The 17,913-nt window shown below is 67.0% G+C and carries 14 protein-coding genes and 2 rRNA genes (1 of these 16 running past the window's edge); 12 read left to right on the top strand and 4 right to left on the bottom strand.

Translation table 11 applies throughout. The features are described from left to right. From ACSX1C_RS11725 to ACSX1C_RS11705, 5 genes are all read left to right on the top strand, one after another. A 23S ribosomal RNA gene (locus ACSX1C_RS11725) occupies nucleotides 1-506 on the top strand (it extends 2,384 nt beyond the left edge of the window). A gap of 140 nt (nucleotides 507-646) precedes the next feature. Continuing rightward, a 5S ribosomal RNA gene (gene rrf / locus ACSX1C_RS11720) occupies nucleotides 647-762 on the top strand. A gap of 158 nt (nucleotides 763-920) precedes the next feature. Beyond that, nucleotides 921-1,580: a paraquat-inducible protein A gene (locus tag ACSX1C_RS11715; protein WP_439886282.1), complete on the top strand. Its 660-nt coding sequence runs from the start codon at nucleotides 921-923 to the stop codon at nucleotides 1,578-1,580. Beyond that, the gene (locus ACSX1C_RS11710; RefSeq protein ID WP_439886281.1) at nucleotides 1,567-2,190 is read left to right on the top strand and encodes a paraquat-inducible protein A; all 624 of its coding nucleotides are present in this window, start codon (nucleotides 1,567-1,569) and stop codon (nucleotides 2,188-2,190) included. Before ACSX1C_RS11715 ends, ACSX1C_RS11710 begins: the two co-directional genes overlap by 14 nt. Continuing rightward, on the top strand, nucleotides 2,183-4,483 hold the full coding sequence (locus ACSX1C_RS11705; protein WP_439886280.1) for an MlaD family protein: 2,301 nt from the start codon (nucleotides 2,183-2,185) through the stop codon (nucleotides 4,481-4,483). Before ACSX1C_RS11710 ends, ACSX1C_RS11705 begins: the two co-directional genes overlap by 8 nt. Before the next feature lie 53 nt (nucleotides 4,484-4,536). Here the strand turns inward: ACSX1C_RS11705 and mksF are convergent, their stop codons facing one another. The 3 genes from mksF to mksB are packed head-to-tail and all read right to left on the bottom strand — an operon-like array spanning nucleotide 4,537 to nucleotide 9,313. Continuing rightward, on the bottom strand, nucleotides 4,537-7,368 hold the full coding sequence (mksF, locus tag ACSX1C_RS11700; protein ID WP_439886279.1) for an Mks condensin complex protein MksF: 2,832 nt from the start codon (nucleotides 7,366-7,368) through the stop codon (nucleotides 4,537-4,539). Then, nucleotides 7,365-8,063 carry an Mks condensin complex protein MksE gene (gene mksE, locus ACSX1C_RS11695; RefSeq protein ID WP_439886278.1) on the bottom strand — a complete coding sequence of 233 codons (699 nt, stop codon included), beginning with the start codon at nucleotides 8,061-8,063 and terminating at the stop codon, nucleotides 7,365-7,367. Before mksE ends, mksF begins: the two co-directional genes overlap by 4 nt. Further along, nucleotides 8,060-9,313, bottom strand: a complete 1,254-nt coding sequence (gene mksB, locus ACSX1C_RS11690; RefSeq protein ID WP_439886277.1) for an Mks condensin complex protein MksB — start codon at nucleotides 9,311-9,313, stop codon at nucleotides 8,060-8,062. The genes mksE and mksB overlap by 4 nt, the downstream gene beginning before the upstream one ends. Nucleotides 9,314-9,542: 229 nt before the next feature. On the opposite strand from mksB, the gene ACSX1C_RS11685 reads away from it, so the two are divergent. The 5 genes from ACSX1C_RS11685 to ACSX1C_RS11665 all read left to right on the top strand — a co-directional run bounded on the left by ACSX1C_RS11685 (nucleotide 9,543) and on the right by ACSX1C_RS11665 (nucleotide 14,148). Beyond that, nucleotides 9,543-10,148: a hypothetical protein gene (locus ACSX1C_RS11685; RefSeq protein WP_439886276.1), complete on the top strand. Its 606-nt coding sequence runs from the start codon at nucleotides 9,543-9,545 to the stop codon at nucleotides 10,146-10,148. A gap of 164 nt (nucleotides 10,149-10,312) precedes the next feature. Next, complete coding sequence (locus ACSX1C_RS11680) at nucleotides 10,313-11,860, top strand: 2-isopropylmalate synthase (protein ID WP_439886275.1); 1,548 nt, start codon at nucleotides 10,313-10,315, stop codon at nucleotides 11,858-11,860. After that, on the top strand, nucleotides 11,857-12,660 hold the full coding sequence (locus ACSX1C_RS11675) for an energy transducer TonB (RefSeq protein WP_439886274.1): 804 nt from the start codon (nucleotides 11,857-11,859) through the stop codon (nucleotides 12,658-12,660). Before ACSX1C_RS11680 ends, ACSX1C_RS11675 begins: the two co-directional genes overlap by 4 nt. Further along, the gene (gene rimI / locus ACSX1C_RS11670; protein ID WP_318645090.1) at nucleotides 12,657-13,109 is read left to right on the top strand and encodes a ribosomal protein S18-alanine N-acetyltransferase; all 453 of its coding nucleotides are present in this window, start codon (nucleotides 12,657-12,659) and stop codon (nucleotides 13,107-13,109) included. The genes ACSX1C_RS11675 and rimI overlap by 4 nt, the downstream gene beginning before the upstream one ends. 91 nt (nucleotides 13,110-13,200) lie before the next feature. Next, entirely contained in the window at nucleotides 13,201-14,148 is a 948-nt protein-coding gene (locus tag ACSX1C_RS11665; RefSeq protein ID WP_439886273.1) for an IS481 family transposase, read from the top strand. Here the strand turns inward: ACSX1C_RS11665 and ACSX1C_RS11660 are convergent. Next, on the bottom strand, nucleotides 14,145-14,504 hold the full coding sequence (locus ACSX1C_RS11660) for a serine kinase/phosphatase (protein WP_439886272.1): 360 nt from the start codon (nucleotides 14,502-14,504) through the stop codon (nucleotides 14,145-14,147). The genes ACSX1C_RS11665 and ACSX1C_RS11660 overlap by 4 nt on opposite strands. A 211-nt stretch (nucleotides 14,505-14,715) precedes the next feature. Between ACSX1C_RS11660 and ACSX1C_RS11655 the strand changes: the two genes are divergently transcribed. After that, entirely contained in the window at nucleotides 14,716-16,653 is a 1,938-nt protein-coding gene (locus tag ACSX1C_RS11655; protein WP_439886271.1) for a bifunctional metallophosphatase/5'-nucleotidase, read from the top strand. 296 nt (nucleotides 16,654-16,949) lie between these two features. Continuing rightward, complete coding sequence (locus tag ACSX1C_RS11650) at nucleotides 16,950-17,855, top strand: DMT family transporter (protein ID WP_439886270.1); 906 nt, start codon at nucleotides 16,950-16,952, stop codon at nucleotides 17,853-17,855. Nucleotides 17,856-17,913 lie beyond the last annotated feature (58 nt).

The following is a 17,913-nucleotide window of genomic DNA, read 5'->3' as shown; positions in this document are numbered from 1 at the left end:
GGTTCTGTATGGAAGGGCCATCGCTCAACGGATAAAAGGTACTCCGGGGATAACAGGCTGATACCGCCCAAGAGTTCATATCGACGGCGGTGTTTGGCACCTCGATGTCGGCTCATCACATCCTGGGGCTGAAGCCGGTCCCAAGGGTATGGCTGTTCGCCATTTAAAGTGGTACGCGAGCTGGGTTTAGAACGTCGTGAGACAGTTCGGTCCCTATCTGCCGTGGACGTTTGAGATTTGAGAGGGGCTGCTCCTAGTACGAGAGGACCGGAGTGGACGAACCTCTGGTGTTCCGGTTGTCACGCCAGTGGCATTGCCGGGTAGCTATGTTCGGAAGAGATAACCGCTGAAAGCATCTAAGCGGGAAACTTGCCTCAAGATGAGATCTCACTGGAGCCTTGAGCTCCCTGAAGGGCCGTCGAAGACTACGACGTTGATAGGTGGGGTGTGTAAGCGCTGTGAGGCGTTGAGCTAACCCATACTAATTGCCCGTGAGGCTTGACCATATAACACCCAAACAATTTGCTGTTTGTGTGCTCGATGGTTGAAGTCGACAACAAACCGAAAATTTGCCAGAACACGCAAAACCAGACATCACATACCCAATATGGAGAGGCGACTCAACACCGACTCTCCAACCGAATTGCTTGACGACCATAGAGCGTTGGAACCACCTGATCCCATCCCGAACTCAGTAGTGAAACGATGCATCGCCGATGGTAGTGTGGGGCTTCCCCATGTGAGAGTAGGTCATCGTCAAGCACCTATCCCAAACCCCCGACCCGCATATGCAGGTCGGGGGTTTGCTTTTGCGCGGCGGAAATTCAGAGCCTGCCCCGAGTGGCCATATTGTCGGCATGCCCTCGCCAGTTCGCCACGGGGCTCGTCTAGAATAAGCATTCTTCACCGAGAGCTCGTTTATGTCCGATTCGGCCGCCCCCCAGCCTTTGCCGGAGCTCCCCGTCGAGCACTTGATCGCCTGTCACGAATGCGACCTGCTGATGCGCAAGCCGAACACCGGCTATGACGAGCGGGTCGAGTGCCCGCGCTGCGGTTTCGAACTCTATACCCACCGGCATCAGGTGGTGCGGCGCAGTCTGGCGCTGGTGATCGCCGCCCTGCTGCTCTACGTGCCGGCCAATTTCCTGCCGATCATGCGGCTCAATCTGCTCGGGCAGAGCAGCGAGGACACGGTGTGGAGCGGGGTGCTCGGGCTGTACGAGAGCGGCATGCAGGGCATCGCCGCGGTGGTGTTCCTGTGCAGCATGGCGGTGCCGCTGCTCAAGCTGCTGTGCCAGCTGGCGGTGCTGCTGAGCATCCGCCTGGACCTGGGGCGCAGCTATGGCCTGCTGCTGTACCGCATCTATCACCATCTACGCGAGTGGGGCATGCTCGAGGTGTACCTGATGGGCATCCTGGTGGCCATGGTCAAACTGGCGGATCTGGCGGACCTCAGTCTCGGTGCCGGCTTGTTCTGTTTCGTCGCGCTGCTGCTGGTCCAGGCCTGGCTCGAGGTGAGCATGGCGCCGCATCAGATCTGGCAGGCCCTGGCGGGGGAGGACGGGCATGCGGGCGATTGATGCCGGGCTGCTTGTCTGCCACGAATGCCACCTGCTCAACCCGCTGCGGGCCGAGGTCGTGCACCAGCATTGCGAGCGTTGCGGCGGCTTGCTGCACGCTCGCAGGCCGAACAGTCTGGCGCGCACCTGGGCGCTGTTGCTGACCGCGGCGATCCTCTATATCCCGGCCAATCTGCTGCCGATCATGACGGTCAACTCGTTGGGCAAGGGCCAGTCGGACACCATCATGTCCGGGGTGATCGAGTTGGTGCACCTGGGTATGCTGCCGATCGCCGCGGTGGTGTTCATCGCCAGCATCCTGGTGCCGACCTTCAAGCTGGTGGGCATCGCCCTGCTGCTGTATTCGGTGCAGCGCCATCAGCCGATGTCGCCCCGTCAGCGCATCTACATGTTCCGCTTCATCGAATGGATCGGCCGCTGGTCGATGCTCGACATCTTCGTCATCGCCATCCTGGTGGCGCTGGTCAGGTTCGGCAACCTGGCCAGCATCGAACCGGGCATGGGCGCGGTGGCCTTCGCCAGCGTGGTGATCCTGACCATGCTCGCGGCCTTGACCTTTGACCCTCGCCTGATCTGGGACAACACGGAGTCGGAACACGACCATGAATGATCTGCCACTGGCCAAAACCCGCCCGGCTTCCAATTGGTCGGCCATCTGGGTGCTGCCCATCCTCGCCCTGCTGATCGGCGGCTGGCTGGGCTGGCGTGCCTACAGCCAGGCTGGCATCGAGATCCAGGTGCTATTCGACAGTGGTGCGGGCATCCAGGCCGGCAAGACCGAAGTCATCTACAAGGGCATGCCGATCGGCAAGGTGAAGGCCCTGGCCCTGGACGACAGCGGCGAGCAGCCCGGGGTGATCGCCACCATCGAGATGAACCAGGAGGTCAAGCCGCACCTGCGCGAGAACGCACGCTTCTGGCTGGTCAAGCCGAGTGTGAGCCTGGCCGGCATCACCGGCCTGGAGACCCTGGTGTCGGGTAACTACATCGCGGTCAGCCCGGGCGATGGTGAGCCGACCCTGAAGTTCAAGGCCTTGTCCGAACCGCCGCCCTTGTCCGATGACCTGCCCGGGCTGCACCTGACCCTGAAGGCCGAGCGGCTGGGTTCGTTGAATCGCGACAGCCCGGTGTTCTACAAGCAGATCCAGGTCGGCCGGGTGAAGAGCTATGCCTTGGGCGAGGACCAGACTACGGTCGAGGTGAAGGTCTATATCGAGCCGGCCTACGCCAGTCTGGTGCGCAAGCACACGCGCTTCTGGAACGCCAGCGGCATCAGCATCGATGCCGGGCTGTCGGGTTTCAAGCTGCGCAGCGAGTCGCTGGCCAGCATAGTGGCAGGAGGGATCGCCTTCGCCACGCCTGAGCACCGCAAGGACAGCCCGCCGACCGATCCGGTGTTTCCGTTCCGCCTCTATGAGGATTTCGAGGCGGCCCAGGCCGGCATCAGGGTGCAGGTCACCTTCAGCGACTTCGAGGGACTGGAGGCCGGGCGTACGCCGGTGCTGTACAACGGCATCCAGGCCGGCAGCCTGAAGACGCTGAAGGTCAACGACGACCTGACCAGCGCCACGGCCGAGCTGACCCTCGACCCGCGCACCGAGGACTATCTGGTCGAGGGCACCGAGTTCTGGGTGGTCAAGCCGTCCATCTCCCTGGCCGGCATCACCGGTCTGGAGGCCCTGGTCAAGGGCAACTACATCGCCGTGCGGCCGGGCGAGAAGGGCGCCGCGGCCAAGCGCGAGTTCGAGGCCCGACCCAAGGCGCCGCCGCTGGACCTGGCCGCGCCGGGCCTGCATCTGGTGCTGCTGAGCGACAGTCGTGGCTCGCTGGAGGTCGGCAATCCGATTCTCTACCGCCAGGTGAAGGTCGGCTCGGTACAGAGCGTGCAGCTGGCCCGCAACGACCAGCAGGTGGCCTTCGGCGTGCACATCGAGCCGGAGTACGCGCACCTGGTCAACAGCAGCACGCGCTTCTGGAACGCCAGCGGCATCACCCTCAAAGGCGGGCTGTCCGGTATCGAGGTCAAGAGCGAGTCGCTGCAGACCCTGTTGGCCGGGGGCATCGCCTTCGAGACCCCCGATGCGCAGGCGCCCGTCATGTCCAAGCGGGTGCAACGCTTTGCGTTGTACGAGAGTCGCGAACGCGCGCTGCAGAATGGCGTGGCGATCAGCATCCGCCTGGAACGTGGCGATGGCCTGGGGCCGGGGACGGCCATCCGCTACCGCGGCCTGGACGTGGGCAAGGTCGAGCGCATCGAGCTGAGCGAGGACCTGCAGAGCGTCCTGCTGCATGGGCGGATCACCCTGGCGGCCGAGCGTATCGCCCGTACCGGCACGCAGTTCTGGGTGGTCAAGCCCGAGCTGAGCCTGAGTCGGGTGACCAACCTGGATACCCTGGTCGGCGGCCAGTACCTAGAAGTGTTACCGGCGGAGCAGGGCGGGCGACGGCTGACCGAGTTCGTTGCCCTGGACGGGCCGCCGACCCAGGCATCGAGCGAATCCGGGTTGCGCCTGGTGCTCAGCGCGGAGCAGCGCAACTCGTTGAAGGCCGGCGAGCCGGTGACCTACCGCGAGGTGCCGGTGGGCAAGGTGACGGGCGTCGAGCTGGGGCCGAATGCCAACCGGGTGCTGGTCCATGTGCTGATCGAGCCGCGTTATGCGCCCCTGGTGCGTGGCGGCAGCCGTTTCTGGGTCAGCTCCGGCATCGGCGTCGACGCCGGCCTGTTCAAGGGGGTGAAGGTGCGCACCGAGTCCCTGGAAACCATCATCGCCGGCGGCGTGGCCTTCGCCACTCCGGAAGGCGCACAGATGGGGGGGCATGCCCAGCCGGGGCAGACCTTCGCTTTGTTCGAGGAGCCCCAGGAGCAGTGGCTGCAGTGGGCGCCGAAGATCGCCTTGCCGTAGTAGAAGCATGAAAAAGGGCCGCATCTGCGGCCCTTTTCATTGAGGCGGAAGGGTCAGGCCGGTTCGGCACTGGCTTCTTCGTGGACGGCCTCGGTCTTGGCCGGCTCACGGGGGCGGATAAATTTCCAGTCGGCCTCGTCGATGTAGATGCCGGCCGGGCCGCTGCCGCCTTCCAGGTCGATGGCCACGTGGGCCGAGACCTGCGGCTTGACCGAGGCGAGGATGGGCACGAAGCCCAGCTGCAGGCTGGTCTCGATCAGTGCCTGCTGGTTGCGCTCGTCGATATCGGCGGCCTCGTCCAGGTAGTAGGGCAGGCGCACCCGTCCGGCCTGCTCGCGGTCCATCAGGTGCAGCAGCAGGTACATGTTGGTCAGCGCCTTGATGGTCATGGTGGTGCCGTTGGAGGCCGCCCCGTCGATGTCGGTGTGGATCACAGGCGCACCACCGACCTTGGTGATCTCGAAGGCCAGCTCGAACAGGTCCTTGAGGCCCAGCTGGTTCTGGTTGGCCGCCACCAGGCGCGCCAGGTACTCCTTGGCCTGCTCGTTCCTGGCGTCCTGCTCGCTGCTCTGCTGCAGGTCGAACACCGACAGGGTCTCGCCTTCCTCGTACTGGCCGGCGCTGTGGATGATCTGGTCGATGTGCTTGAGCGCCTCCTTGTGCGGCGCCAGGACGATGCGGAAGCTCGAGAGGTTGGACACCTGGCGGCGGTTGATCTCGCGGTTGAACAGCGCCAGCTGGTGTTCCAGGTTGTCGTAGTCGCTGCGGATATTGCGCAGGGTGCGGGCGATATCGGTGACCGCGGCGCGGCGCGCCTTGGCCAGGGTCAGGGCCTCGTCCTGGCGGTGGGCGTAGGCGTTGACCAAGAGCTGCAGGCGGCGCTCGACGTCGTCCTCGCTGTCGAACTTGGCCACGCCCTTGAGGCGCACCTGGGCATAGAGCGCCTCGATCTGCCCGTCGACCCGCTGCAGGCCCTGCCAGGCGTCCTGGTAGTCGTTCAGCAGCGGCAGCAGGTTGTCCAGGCTGTCGTCCACCGGGTCGGTGAAGGGCGTGCCGAACGGCAGGTCGGCCGGCAGCAACTGACGGCGGCGCAGGGCGTCGTCCAGGGTGCGCTGCTTGGCTTCCAGGTCGGCCAACTGGCGGCCGACCAGCTGCAGCTTGGCCGACAGCTGCTGCACGCGCTCGGCGAAGGCGTCGCTGGTACGGCGCAGCTCGTCCTGGGCGGCCTCCAGTTGGGCCAACTGTTCCAACTTATCGGCCTCTTCGGCAGAGAGCGTCTGGCTGCGGCGGAAGTCCTCCAGGGCCTTCTGCGCGTCCAGCACGGCCTGGTACAGCGCCTCGGCCTGGGCCTTGCTCGCGGCGCGGTCGGCGGCCACCGCCTGCTGGGTCTTGAGCTGCTTGAGTTCGCGCTCCAGGCGGTCCTTCTGGTCGCGCAGGGCGGCGCGGTCGGCCAGGGCCTGCAGGGCCGGGGGCTCGATATGGGACAGGTCGATGGACAGGCCCGGCACGCTGAAGGTGTCGCCCTTGAAACGGTCCAGCACCGCTTCCACAGCTTTGACCCAGTCGTCGCCTTCGGCCTGGATGCCTTTCTCGCCCAGGGGCAGGCTGAACAGCTGGCCGTTGAACAGGCGCATCAGGCGGTCCACGTCCTGCTGGCTGAATTCCTCGCGCAGCCGTGCGTAGCTGTTGTTGTCGGCATGGTCGAGCTGCTGCTTGACCGACTTGAGGCGCTTCTCCAGGTCGCGCAGGCGCTCGTCCAGGTCCTCGCTGGAGAACTGCCGGGACTGGGCCAGGGCACCGGCCAGTTCGTCGTGGGCGTCCTTGGCGGCCAGCAGCTGGGCCTCCAGCACCTGGGCGTCTTCGATCAGGGCGAAACGGTTCTTCAGCACGGAGAGCTCGCCGAGCCAGCGCTGGATCTCGCTGATCGCCCGCTCCAGGCGCATCAGCTCGGCGGTGCCGCCGCGCTGCTCCTGCTGCAGGCCGTCCTGCTCGCCCTGGTAGTGCTCGGCCTGGATCACCAGCTCCTCGCGGCGGGCGCCGGCGTAGTCCTGCCAGGTGCCGAGCAGCGAGTCGAGCAGCGGCGAGAGGCGGTGCAGCTTGCCGCGCAGCTGCTCGCGCTGGGCCACGCCGGCGCTCAGGGCCTCGATCAAGGGGCCGGCGGCGACCAGGGCCTGGTAGTCCTGCTCCATGCGGCGCACGTCGCGGAAGGCCTCTTCGGTGGCGGCGATATAGTCGACGCTGCCCGAGCGCAGGCTGTGCTCGAAGGCGTCGAGGAACAGCTGCTTGAGCTTGGCCGCGGTAATCTCGCGCATGTGCAGCAGGTTGATAAACAGTGCGCGGAAGGTCTTCAGGCTCTGCTCGCTGGTCGAACGCAGCGGGATCAGCGTCAGGTCCAGGGGGATGCTGGTATGGCCGCCGACCAGCAGGCGGCGCAGCTCGTCGGGCTTGAGCTCGTAGGCCTTGAGGCCGGCGCGCTCGAGGTTGGCGAACAGCTCGCGCTGGCGCAGGCAGGTGCCGTTGTTCTGGTAGTGCTCCAGGTCCAGGGTGCCCTGGTAGGCGAAGAACTGGTGGCCGAAGCCGCCGCCCGGGCCGCGGCCGGCCACGCCTATCACATGGGGGCCGTGGGGCAGGGCGACCTCCACCAGGATGTAGCTGGTGTCGCTGGCGAAGTAGAACTTGCGCGACTGCTCCAGGCTGTACTTGCCGAAGCTCATGTCCGACATGCGCGCCAGGATGGGGAACTGCAGGGCGTTGATCGAGGCCGACTTGCCCAGGTTGTTGGCGCCGTACACCGACAGCGGGTTCTCCAGCGGGAACAGGCCGAGGCTGTAGCCGGCGGTGTTCAGCAGGGCGAAGCGGCGGATGCCGTAGCGTTCCTGGCTCATGCGTCGATCTCCTGGGCGGCACGTTCTTCGGCCATGGCGCGGGCCAGGGCGTCTTCTTCGGATGCCTCGGCGGCGAATTCGTCGAGGGCGATGATCGCCTCGCCGCTGTCGTCATCGAGCAGCAGCGGTGCCGGCAGGTGCAGGTCGCTGCTGTGCAGGCTGGCGGCCAGGTCGCGGTCGTGCTGCACGCTGAGGCAGACGTCGAGGAAGCGGTGCATCGGCGGCAGGAAGCGGTACACGCCGTTGCTGTCCTCGGCGAAGCCGAGCTGGCTCAGGCGGCGGATGATCTTGTCCTCCAGCTCGTCCTGGGTGGTGACCTCGGCCTGCAGGAACAGGTCGCGGTACTTGTCCAGCAGCGCCGGCAGCTCGTCGCGGCCGATGCTGCCGCCGTCCAGCACGCTGAGCGGATCGCGGCCCTGGTCCGCCAGATGTTCCACGAGGATAAAGGTGAACAGCGCCAGGCGCTGGGCGGTCTTGTTGACCTGGGCGCCCATCTGCTCGGGGACGAAGTAGTAGAAGCCGCGCGGATCGCACACCAGCTCGAAGCCGAGGGCCTTGAACAGCGCGCGGTACTGGTCCTGCTGGCTGGACAGCTGGGCGTAACACTCCGGCTCGCTGCGCGACAGGTGGTAGCCCTTGAACAGCTCGCGGAAGATCGCCGCCAGCTGGGTCATTTCTTTCAAATCGATATTCATGCGGAGGTCATTCCTGGCGCAGGCTTGATCAGGGCGTAGGAGCTCAGGCTCAGCTGATGCTCGCGGGTCAGGTAGTTACGGCGCTCCAGGCGCTCACGCTCGAAGCGCGCGTCGCGGGACAGGCGCGAGAACCAGTAGAGCAGCTCGTCGGTGGCGCCTTCCGGCTCCTGCTCCAGCAGCCAGAGCATCAGGTCGGGCAGCGGCAGGGCCTGCTCGCAGCGCTCGAGCATCTCGCGGGCGGTCTTCGGTGCCTTGGGCGCGCCGCTCTTGCGCGTGGCGCCGGCCTTGGGGAAGTGCGCCGGTTTGGACTCGAAACGGGCCAGGGCGTAGACGTAGGCCTCGACCTGGGCGGCGCTGCCGAGGAAGGTGCTCTGCGGCCGGGTGAACAGCGGCAGGGCGGCCTGGGGCACGGCATCCAGGCCCTTCTTGCGGATCACCGACAGGGCCAGCGCCGCGCCGCGGGTCACGGCGTTGTGCCGGCGTGCCTCCTCGCGCAGCGGCAGCAGCAGTTCGCGGGCCTTGCGCAGGGTCAGCTGGGCGGTGGTCTGCATCTCCAGGATGCGCGCGTGGGTGCGCAGCAGCAGGTCGTCGTCGACCAGCTGGCCGAGGCGCTGCTGCTCGCCGAGCAGGCGCAGCAGCACCTGCTCGACGCGGTACACGCCCTGCTCGAAGGCACCGTCGGCGGCGACCAGCTGGATCATCGGTTCGACGTACTCGTCCCAGGTGGCCAGCACCTCGGCATAGCGCTGGCGCAGGGGGATCTGCCGGTCGCTGGTCTTGGCCCGCTCGGCCACGGCGATCAGCGCCTGTTCGTCGTTGCCCAGTTTCTTCAGGACATCCCGCACGCGCATGTCGAGCAGGCGCAGCTGGCGCGCCAGGTCGGCGGCGTCGCGCACCTCGAAGGCGTCCTGGATATAGCCGGCCAGGCGCTCCAGGTGGCGCAGGTAGGCCTCGATCTCCAGGCACAGGCCGAGGCGGTGTTCGCGGCGCAGGTAGGCGAGGAAGTCGTGGATCTGCGCGTTGAGCTCGAAGCGGTTGGGACTCTTGGCCACGGGCACCAGGATGTCCAGGCGGATCCACTGGTCGAGCAGGGCGGTGATGTCGGTGGGCGTGCCCTCCGGCAGCTGGGCGGCGAGCTGGTTGCGCAGCTCGACCAGGCTCAGGGTGCCGGCGTCGAAACGCTCGCACAGCGGCTCGAGCAGGGTCCAGTGTTCGGCGAGGGCGCGCAGTACGCGCTTGGGGTCGATCATCGCGGGGCTGGTCGTTCAATCGGAGAAAGGCGCCGATTGTACTGCATCGACCGGGCTGTGCCTGCGCGCGAACCGATCGGAGGCGCAGGTGACGCAACGCGGCAGTTTCGGACGGCCTGGGCCCGCGGTATCGCCTCGCGGCGGCCCGCAAGGCCCGATCAAGTCGTTGATTTTCTTGGCATGCTTTCTGCGATGCCCGTTGCGACATCCATTGCCGAGCGAGCCTATCTTGTCCGCCTCCGCCGCCTATATCGATGAATGCTGGAACGCGTTGCAGGGGCAACCGGACCTGGCCTGGGACCTCGACGCCATCACCGACCGGGCCGAGGCCATCGCCTTCCTGCAGCGTTTCGAGAATCGCCTGTGCGTTTACTCGGGCTACGTGCAGAAGCTCTACAGCAATTACAGCTTCGTGGTGCCGCAGAGCGATCATGGCGACATCACCGTCCTGCCGGACGAGCAGGCCTGGCACGACACCTTCCACGACATCCCGGCCCATGCCGTGGCGCCGACCGGGGTGCATATCCTGCCGGGCGAAACCCTGGGGCGCAGCGGCCTGTACCTGAAGATTCCCCACGGCAACCGGCTGGTGGCCTCCACCGAACTGCCCTTTCAGCAGGGCTTGAAGCTGCTGATCCAGCGTTACCAGGCGCGGGGCGAAGATTTCCTGCCGGTGCTGGTCAAGGGCGACCTGCGCGAGTACGAGGCGCGCATGCCGTCGCTGCATCTGCATCGCATCGACCTGACCCGTCTGGGGCACTGCTCGCAGCTGAGCCGCAACGCCATCAAGGGGGCGATTGCCGAGCACCTGCTCGGGCTGTTTCGCCAGGGCTGAGCTCGGCCGGCGGCGATGCTTGTCGACTGCGGCGACCACACGGCCGCTGCGGGCTTTCCGTAAGGCCCTTTTCACGCCACAATTCCTCAATTGAGTGCCGCCACCAGTCGGCACAGTCTGCCTGAGTTCCGCCGCATCCAAGGCCGGGCCACGAGGAGTCGAGCATGAGCAGCAGCGACCGCGTCATTATTTTCGATACCACCCTGCGCGACGGCGAGCAGAGCCCCGGCGCGTCCATGACCGGCGAGGAGAAGCTGCGCATCGCCAAGGCCCTGGAGCGCCTGCGCGTGGACGTGATCGAGGCCGGCTTCGCCATCGCCAGCCCGGGCGACTTCGCCGCGGTCAAGGCGATTGCCGACAGCATCAAGGACAGCACCGTGTGCAGCCTCTCGCGGGCCGTGGACGCCGACATCGACCGCGCCGCCGAGGCGCTGGCCGGGGCCAACTCCGGGCGCATCCACACCTTTATCGCCACCAGCCCGATCCACATGCAGTACAAGCTGCGCATGCAGCCGGACCAGGTGATCGAGCAGGCGGTGCACGCGGTCAAGCGCGCGCGCAACCTGTGCAGCGATGTGGAATTCTCCTGCGAGGACGCCGGCCGCTCGGAGCTGGACTTCCTCTGCCGCATCATCGAGGCGGCCATCGACGCCGGGGCGCGCACCATCAACATCCCCGACACCGTCGGCTACGCCATTCCGCACCAGTACGCCGAGACCATCCGCCAGCTGCTGCAGCGCATTCCCAACGCCGACAAGGCGGTGTTCTCGGTGCACTGCCACAACGACCTGGGCCTGGCCGTGGCCAACTCCCTGGCGGCGGTGGTGGCCGGCGCGCGCCAGGTCGAGTGCACCATCAACGGTCTGGGCGAGCGGGCCGGCAACGCGGCGCTGGAGGAGATCGTCATGGCGATCAAGACCCGCCAGGACCTGCTCGGCGTGCACACCAACATCGACACCCCGCACATCCTCAGCACCTCGCGGCTGGTCTCCGGCATCACCGGCTTCCCGGTGCAGCCGAACAAGGCCATAGTCGGCGCCAACGCCTTCGCCCACGAGTCGGGCATTCACCAGGACGGCGTGCTCAAGCACCGCGAGACCTACGAGATCATGTCGGCGCAGTCGGTCGGCTGGCACACCAACAAGCTGTCGCTGGGCAAATTGAGCGGGCGCAACGCCTTCCGCAGCCGTCTGGACGAGCTGGGCATCGTCCTGGCCGGCGAGGCCGAGTTGAACGCCGCCTTCGCCCGCTTCAAGGCGCTGGCGGACAAGAAGCACGAGATCTTCGACGAAGACCTGCAGGCGCTGGTCTCCGACACCCTCGGCGAGGAGGCCCCGGAGCACTTCAAGCTGGTGACCCTGGAGGTGGCCAGCAAGACCGGCGAGGTGCCCCAGGCCAAGCTGGTGCTCAGCGTCGACGGTGCCGAGCGCGGCGCCGAGTCCCAGGGCTCGGGCCCGGTGGACGCGACCTTCAAGGCCATCGAGTCGATCGCCGGCTCCAACGCCAACCTGCAACTCTATTCGGTCAACGCCATCACCCAGGGCACCGATTCCCAGGGCGAGGTCACCGTACGCCTGGAGAAAGCCGGACGCATCGTCAACGGCAACGGCGCCGACACCGACATCCTGGTGGCCTCGGCCAAGGCCTATATCAACGCGCTGAACCTGATGCAGGCCGGGCAGAAGGCCCATCCGCAGGTGGCTGACGTTTGATTGCAGAACTGCGCCGCCGTGCCTATCTGAGCGCCATGCAGGTGGCCAGCTGGCTGCCGCGGGTGGACTTGCCCTTCGCCGCGCCGTCGCGGCCGGAGCTGCTGGCGCCGCCGGTGCCCGAAGAGCCGGTCGATGACGAACCGAGCTTGCAGGCGCTGCGCGAGGGCGTGGCGCCGGCGCCGGCGCCAGCCGCCCCGGCGGCCGAGCGGCCGAAGATCGAGGTGCCCAAGCCTGCCGCCACGGCCCGCAACGCCAGGCCCGAGGTGGCCGAAGTCGCGGACGACAAGCCCGGGGCGACGAGGGCGGCGGCTGTGCCGCCACCGCGTTTCGCCCTGCAACTGCTGCGTGCCGGCGACTGCGCCGTGCTGGTCGAACTGCCCACCGGCGAGCCGCTGCAGGGGCGCGATCCGGCCTACCTGCTGCTCAAGGACCTGTTGCGCGCCGCCGGCCTGCCGGACAGCCCGCAGCTGGTCGGCGAACCGGTGCGCTGGCCGTTGCTGGTGCGCGGCAATATGGACCAGGGGCCGCAGGCGGCGCTGGAGTTCGTACAGAGCTTCGTCGCCGCGCGTCTGGAGGAACAGGCGCCCTGCGCCTGTCTGTGGCTGGTGGGCCTGCCGGCCGTGCGCTTCGCCGGCGAGGCCGACGCCGAGGCCTACAATCGCGAGCTGCAGGTCGAGGGGCTGGGGGCGGCCTGGGCCTTGCCGGGCCTGGAGCTGTTGATGGACGAGCCGCAGCGCAAACGCGAGCTGTGGCAGGCGATGCGCCGGGTGCGCCAGCGCTGGACGAGTGGGGCGCAATGAGCGACGCGATTTCCTTCCGCCCGATGACCGAGGCGGATCTCGAGGCCGTGCTGAAAATCGAGTACGCCGCCTTCAGCCATCCCTGGACCCGCGGCATCTTCGCCGACAGCCTCAAGTCCTACGACTGCTGGCTGATGTTCGAGGGCGGCCAGCAGGTCGGCCATGGGGTGATCAACGTGATCATCGACGAGGCCCATCTGCTGAATATCACCGTCAAGCCGGAGAACCAGGGCCGCGGTCTGGGCCTGCGCCTGCTGGAGTTCCTCATGCAGCGCGCCCTGCAGCTCAAGGCCGGGGAGTGCTTCCTCGAGGTGCGCGCCAGCAACCAGGCGGCCTACCGCCTGTACGAGCGTTATGGCTTCAACGAGGTCGGCCGGCGCCGCGACTACTACCCGGCCGTGGGCGGGCGCGAGGATGCCCTGGTGATGGCCTGTACCCTGATCGACTGAGGGCCTAGCTGTGATCTCTCAGTAGGTTGTTCATCCGGGGCATTCCCGGAATTCTGGAAGTGCGACCAACCAAGCCTTCCAGGAGCCCCGGATGAACCTGCATAAACATGCCCGTCTTACCCCTCGCGGTCGAGCCCTTTTGGTTCAGCGCATTCAGCGCGGCCTGCGGGTCGAGGAAGCGGCCCAGGCCGCCGGTGTGAGCGTGCGAACCGCCTACAAATGGCTGCAGCGCTTTCGCGAGGAAGGCGAGGCCGGCTTGAAGGATCGCTCGTCACGTCCGCAGCACTGTCCCCATGCAACGCCCGATGCGCTAGTGGAGCGAGTGATCGAGCAGCGTCGTGCCCGTCATACCTATCAGCAGATAGCGATCCAATTGGGCTTGGCTGTCAGCACTGTGGCTCGCCGTCTGCAACGGCTCGGCTTGAATCGGCTGGCCGAACTGGAACCGGCGCCACCTGTGGTGCGCTACCAATACCCGACGCCTGGTGATCTGCTGCACCTGGATATCAAGAAGCTGGGACGCTTCAGAAAGCCAGGCCACCGGGTCACCGGTGACCGCCAGCAAAACTCCAGCGGTGCGGGCTGGGAGTTCGTCCATGTGGCCATCGACGATGCCAGTAGTATCGCTTTCAGTAGTTTGCATCCTGATGAGCGTGGCCGCAGTGCGTGTCAGGCTTTAATTCAAGCGCTGCGTTACTACCGTAGCCTGGGCATTCACTTCACCCGCATCATGACCGACAACGGCAGCTGTTATGGCTCACGCAAGTTCCGGCGCCTGGTCAGACGATTGGGGCTGCGCCACCTGCGCACCAAACCTTATACGCCACGCACCAACGGCAAGGCCGAGCGCTTCATCCAGACCAGCCTGCGCGAGTGGGCCTATGCCCGTAGCTACGAAAGTTCAGCACAGCGAGCACAGCACCTGATGCCCTGGCTGCATCACTACAATTGGCACCGCCCACATGCCAGCCTCGGGTACAACCCGCCCATCAGCCGCGCGCCACTTCCACTGAACAACGTACTGGGTTTACACACCTAGCGCTCTGCGCCGGGCGGGGGGCGTCGCGTCGGGCGCTCGTCTTCCTCCAGGCCGAAGTCGTTGTCGTCCTCCTCGACGACGCTCAGCTCATGGTCCGCCGGCTGCTCGCCGCCTTCCTCGTAAGGGGAGCGGGCGCCGTCTTCGTGGATCAGGTCCTCCAGGTCGGCGTCGTCCTTGTCGGGCCCATGTCCCGGCGGCGCGTCTTCGCTCAGGCCGGCCTCCCGCCGCTGGCTGCGTTCGAACTCCTCGATCAGCTCGTGTTCCGGCGCATCGTCTTCCGGCAAGTCGTCCAGGGTGTCATCCTGCTCGACTGTTGCGCGCCTGTCCGGGTCCCGGTCGGTTGGGGTCGCAGGCATCTAGATGCCTCCTCTGCAGGGGTTACATAGGGTGGACGCCGCGGACGACGAAAGATTCCGCTGGCCAGCTGTCGGGGCGGATAGGGCGCTGACCCGATTGGCGAGTGGCGGCGGCTCGATCCGTCGCTGCCCGGCGGCCGGAGTTGCAGGATACTGCCGGGCCTGTCGGTCGGCCCGCCGCCGTCAGTGCCCTTTTGTCAGAGGAACCCCGATGCCTTCGTTTCGCCCCTGGATCGCCGTCTGCTGCCTGCTGCTGGCCGGCCTGGCGCCCGCCGCCGAGCGCAGTTTCACCATCCTGCACACCAACGACTGGCAGTCGCGCCTGCTCGGCTTCGGCCCCAACAACGAGTACAGCCCGGCCACCACCCACGACGACACGACGGTCGGCGGCGTCGCGCGCCTGGCCAGCCTGGTTGCGGCGCGCCGTGCGGCCGCCGGCGAGCAGCCGGTGCTGCTGCTGGACGGCGGCGATTTCACCATGGGCACGCTGTTCCATACCCTCAGCCGCGAGCTGGGTGGCGAGCTGCGTCTGCTCAGCGAGCTGGGCTACGACGGCGCGACCCTGGGCAACCACGAATTCGATTTCCGGCCGGCCGGTCTGGCGGCGATGATCGCCGCGGCGCACCAGGCCCAGGGCCCGGCGCTGGTGCCGCTGCTGGCGAGCAACCTGGGCTTCGACCCCAAACGCCCGGAAGACGACAGCCTGCAGGCGCACTACGACGCCGGGCGCATCCTGCCCTACAAGGTGATCGACAAGGGCGGTATCCGTTTCGGCCTGTTCGGCCTGCTCGGCAACAACGCGGTGGCGGTCAGCCCCATGCTCGAGCCGCTGCGCTTCGCCGATCCGGTGGTCACCGCCCGGGCCATGGTCAAGAAACTGCGGGAGGAGGGCGCCGAGGTGGTGATCCTGCTCTCGCACATGGGGGTGGTCGAGCAGGCCGACGGCAGCTGGCGCGGCGAGGAGGTGGAGCTGGTCGAGCAGGTGCCGGGCATCGATCTGGTGGTCGGCGGTCACTCCCACACCGCCCTGTCCCGGCCGCTGCTGGTGAACGGACGCACCCCGGTGATGCAGGCCGGCTCGGAGATCCAGTATCTCGGCGAGCTGCGCATGCACCTGGACGGCGGCGGCCAGGCGCAGCTGGTCGATTACCGGCTGCACCCGATTGACGACCGTATTGCCGGCGATGCGGCCATCACCGCGCGGGTCGAGGACTTCAAGCGGGTAGTCGGCGAGCGCATGCTGGCACCCAAGGGCTTCGCCTTCGATCAGCCGCTGGCCAGGGTCGAGCGCAGCCTGACCCGTGACTTTGCCGACCCGGTGCTGGCCAATCTGGTCACCGACGCCTTGCGCCAGGCCACCGGCAGCGATGTGGCCTTCACCGGCAACGGCACCATCCGCGACGACCTGATCCGGGGCCGCCATGGCGTGCAGAGCGTCTCCGACCTGTTCCGCATCGCCCCACTGGGCATCGGCCAGTTCGACGATGCTCCGGGCTATCCGTTGCTCAAGGTGTATGTCACGGGACGGGAGCTGAAGAACCTGCTGGAGGTGCTGCTGCTGGCCTACCAGATGCGCGACAGCCGCAGCTACTACCCACGCCTGTCCGGCCTGCGCTTCGCCTATAACCCCTACCGGGTGCCGTTCGATCGGGTCAGCCGCATCGAGCTGGGCGACCCGCGGCGCGGCTATCGGCCTCTGGATCTGGATGACGCACGGCTCTACAGCATCGGTGCCACCAGTTACGTCGGCAGTTTCACCTGGCTGGTCGGCGACCTAACCAAGGGCCTGCTCGACGTGCAGCCCAAGGACGCTCAGGGGCGCCCGCTGGTCGACCTCAAGGCGGCGATCATCGACAGCGACCCGACGACGCCGGGGGTGCAGGAGTACAAGGAATGGCAGGGCCTGCTCGACCATGTGCGCGGCCTGCCCGACCTGGATGGCGATGGCCTGGCCGACATCCCGGTTCAGGGGGCCGCGGCCGAGCAACGCATGCTGCGCGAGCCGAGCCTGCACCCCGCCGCACTGTACCGTTATGCCGGTCCGCTGCAGTGGGGCGCCAGCCTGCTGTTGGTGGCCGTCCTGCTGGCACTCTATTGGTTCTGCGCCCGCCTGCGTCGCAGTCGCGCCGCCCGCCTGGCGCCGGCCTGAGCCGCCTGCGCCGGCCGTGACCTCGGCCACGGCCGGCTTGCCAAAGGTCCCGTGGGCTCCTTATGGTGCGCCTCGGTACTCTCCAGAGCAGGCGGCATGAACGATCCACAGCACCTTTTCGACAGCGAGGTCTGCCGGGCAACGGCGATCGTCCAGAATGTCCCGGCATCGGTCGCCAAGCGGGCGTGTCAGCTGCTGGCCAGCGTCAGCCATATCCCCATGGCCCAGGGGGCCCGGAACCGCAGTCAGGCGCTGGCGGCCCCCCAGCCTGGGCTCGCTCGGCAGGGGCTGGGGGTATGAGCCGTTCCCACGGGCTGGCTGTGCTGGGGCTCTTGCTGGCGGTGCTCTGCTGGTCGGGCAACGCCCTGGTGGCGCGGGCATTCTCCACTGAGATTCCGCCCTTCGCCCTGTCGGTCTGGCGCTGGAGCCTGGCCCTTGCGTTGTTATTGCCGTTCGCCGCGATGCCGCTGTGGCGCCATCGCGCGGCCCTGCGTCAGGCCGGTTGGCGTCTGCTGGTGCTGGGCGGGCTGGGCATCGCCGGCTACAACTCGCTGCTGTACAGCGCCGCGCAGACCACCGTGGCGATCAACATCACCCTGGTCAATACCTGCCTGCCGCTGATGACCTTTATCGGCGCCGGCCTGCTCCTCGATGAATGGCCGCAGCGGCGCGCCTGGTGGGGCATGGGCCTGGCGGCGCTCGGCCTGCTGGTGTTGATCGGCCAGGGCAGCCTGGAGAGTCTGCTGGCGCTGTCGTTCAATCCGGGCGACCTGATCATGCTGCTGGCGGTGGTCGACTGGACGCTGTACTCCCTGCTGCTGCGGCGTTGGGCCCGCTACCTGCTGCCGATCCCGCCGCTGGCGCTGCTCGGGGCGTTGATGCTGCTCGGCCTGCCGCTGATCCTGCCGTTCTACCTCTACGAGCTGGCCCAGGGCGCGGGCTTCACGGTCAGCCCCGCCAACCTGGGCGCCATCGCCTATACGGCGGTGTTCGCCTCGCTGCTCGCCTACCTGGCGTGGAACCACGGCGTGCGTGTGCTCGGTGCCGCCAGGGCGGCGCTGTCCAATTACCTGATGCCGGTGTTCACCGCGGTGTTTGGCTGGCTGTTGCTGGGGGAGGGGGTGCAGCCCTTCCACTGGCTGGGCGGTGGTCTGATCTTCGCCGGCTTGCTGCTGGGCTCGCAGTTGGCCGCCAGACGTTGATTCAGAGCGGTGCTCGGACTGCGCACCCCGTCCCGGCTGCCGGGGGCGGCCGACAAAG

It is taken from the genome of Pseudomonas sp. MBLB4123, assembly GCF_051904775.1.
Classification (GTDB): domain Bacteria; phylum Pseudomonadota; class Gammaproteobacteria; order Pseudomonadales; family Pseudomonadaceae; genus Aquipseudomonas; species Aquipseudomonas benzenivorans_B.
The sequence above is the reverse complement of the archived record's forward strand: the minus strand, read 5'-3'. Positions and strand labels throughout refer to the sequence as shown.

Bases quoted from the DNA above. Each gene is read 5' to 3' on its own strand.
- ACSX1C_RS11665 (WP_439886273.1), top strand. From the start codon at position 13,201: ATGAACCTGCATAAACATGCCCGTCTTACCCCTCGCGGTCGAGCCCTT.
- ACSX1C_RS11680 (WP_439886275.1), top strand. From the start codon at position 10,313: ATGAGCAGCAGCGACCGCGTCATTATTTTCGATACCACCCTGCGCGAC.
- ACSX1C_RS11655 (WP_439886271.1), top strand. From the start codon at position 14,716: ATGCCTTCGTTTCGCCCCTGGATCGCCGTCTGCTGCCTGCTGCTGGCC.
- ACSX1C_RS11660 (WP_439886272.1), bottom strand. From the start codon at position 14,504: ATGCCTGCGACCCCAACCGACCGGGACCCGGACAGGCGCGCAACAGTC.
- ACSX1C_RS11715 (WP_439886282.1), top strand. From the start codon at position 921: ATGTCCGATTCGGCCGCCCCCCAGCCTTTGCCGGAGCTCCCCGTCGAG.
- ACSX1C_RS11705 (WP_439886280.1), top strand. From the start codon at position 2,183: ATGAATGATCTGCCACTGGCCAAAACCCGCCCGGCTTCCAATTGGTCG.
- ACSX1C_RS11650 (WP_439886270.1), top strand. From the start codon at position 16,950: ATGAGCCGTTCCCACGGGCTGGCTGTGCTGGGGCTCTTGCTGGCGGTG.
- rimI (WP_318645090.1), top strand. From the start codon at position 12,657: ATGAGCGACGCGATTTCCTTCCGCCCGATGACCGAGGCGGATCTCGAG.
- mksE (WP_439886278.1), bottom strand. From the start codon at position 8,063: ATGAATATCGATTTGAAAGAAATGACCCAGCTGGCGGCGATCTTCCGC.
- ACSX1C_RS11710 (WP_439886281.1), top strand. From the start codon at position 1,567: ATGCGGGCGATTGATGCCGGGCTGCTTGTCTGCCACGAATGCCACCTG.
- mksF (WP_439886279.1), bottom strand. From the start codon at position 7,368: ATGAGCCAGGAACGCTACGGCATCCGCCGCTTCGCCCTGCTGAACACC.
- mksB (WP_439886277.1), bottom strand. From the start codon at position 9,313: ATGATCGACCCCAAGCGCGTACTGCGCGCCCTCGCCGAACACTGGACC.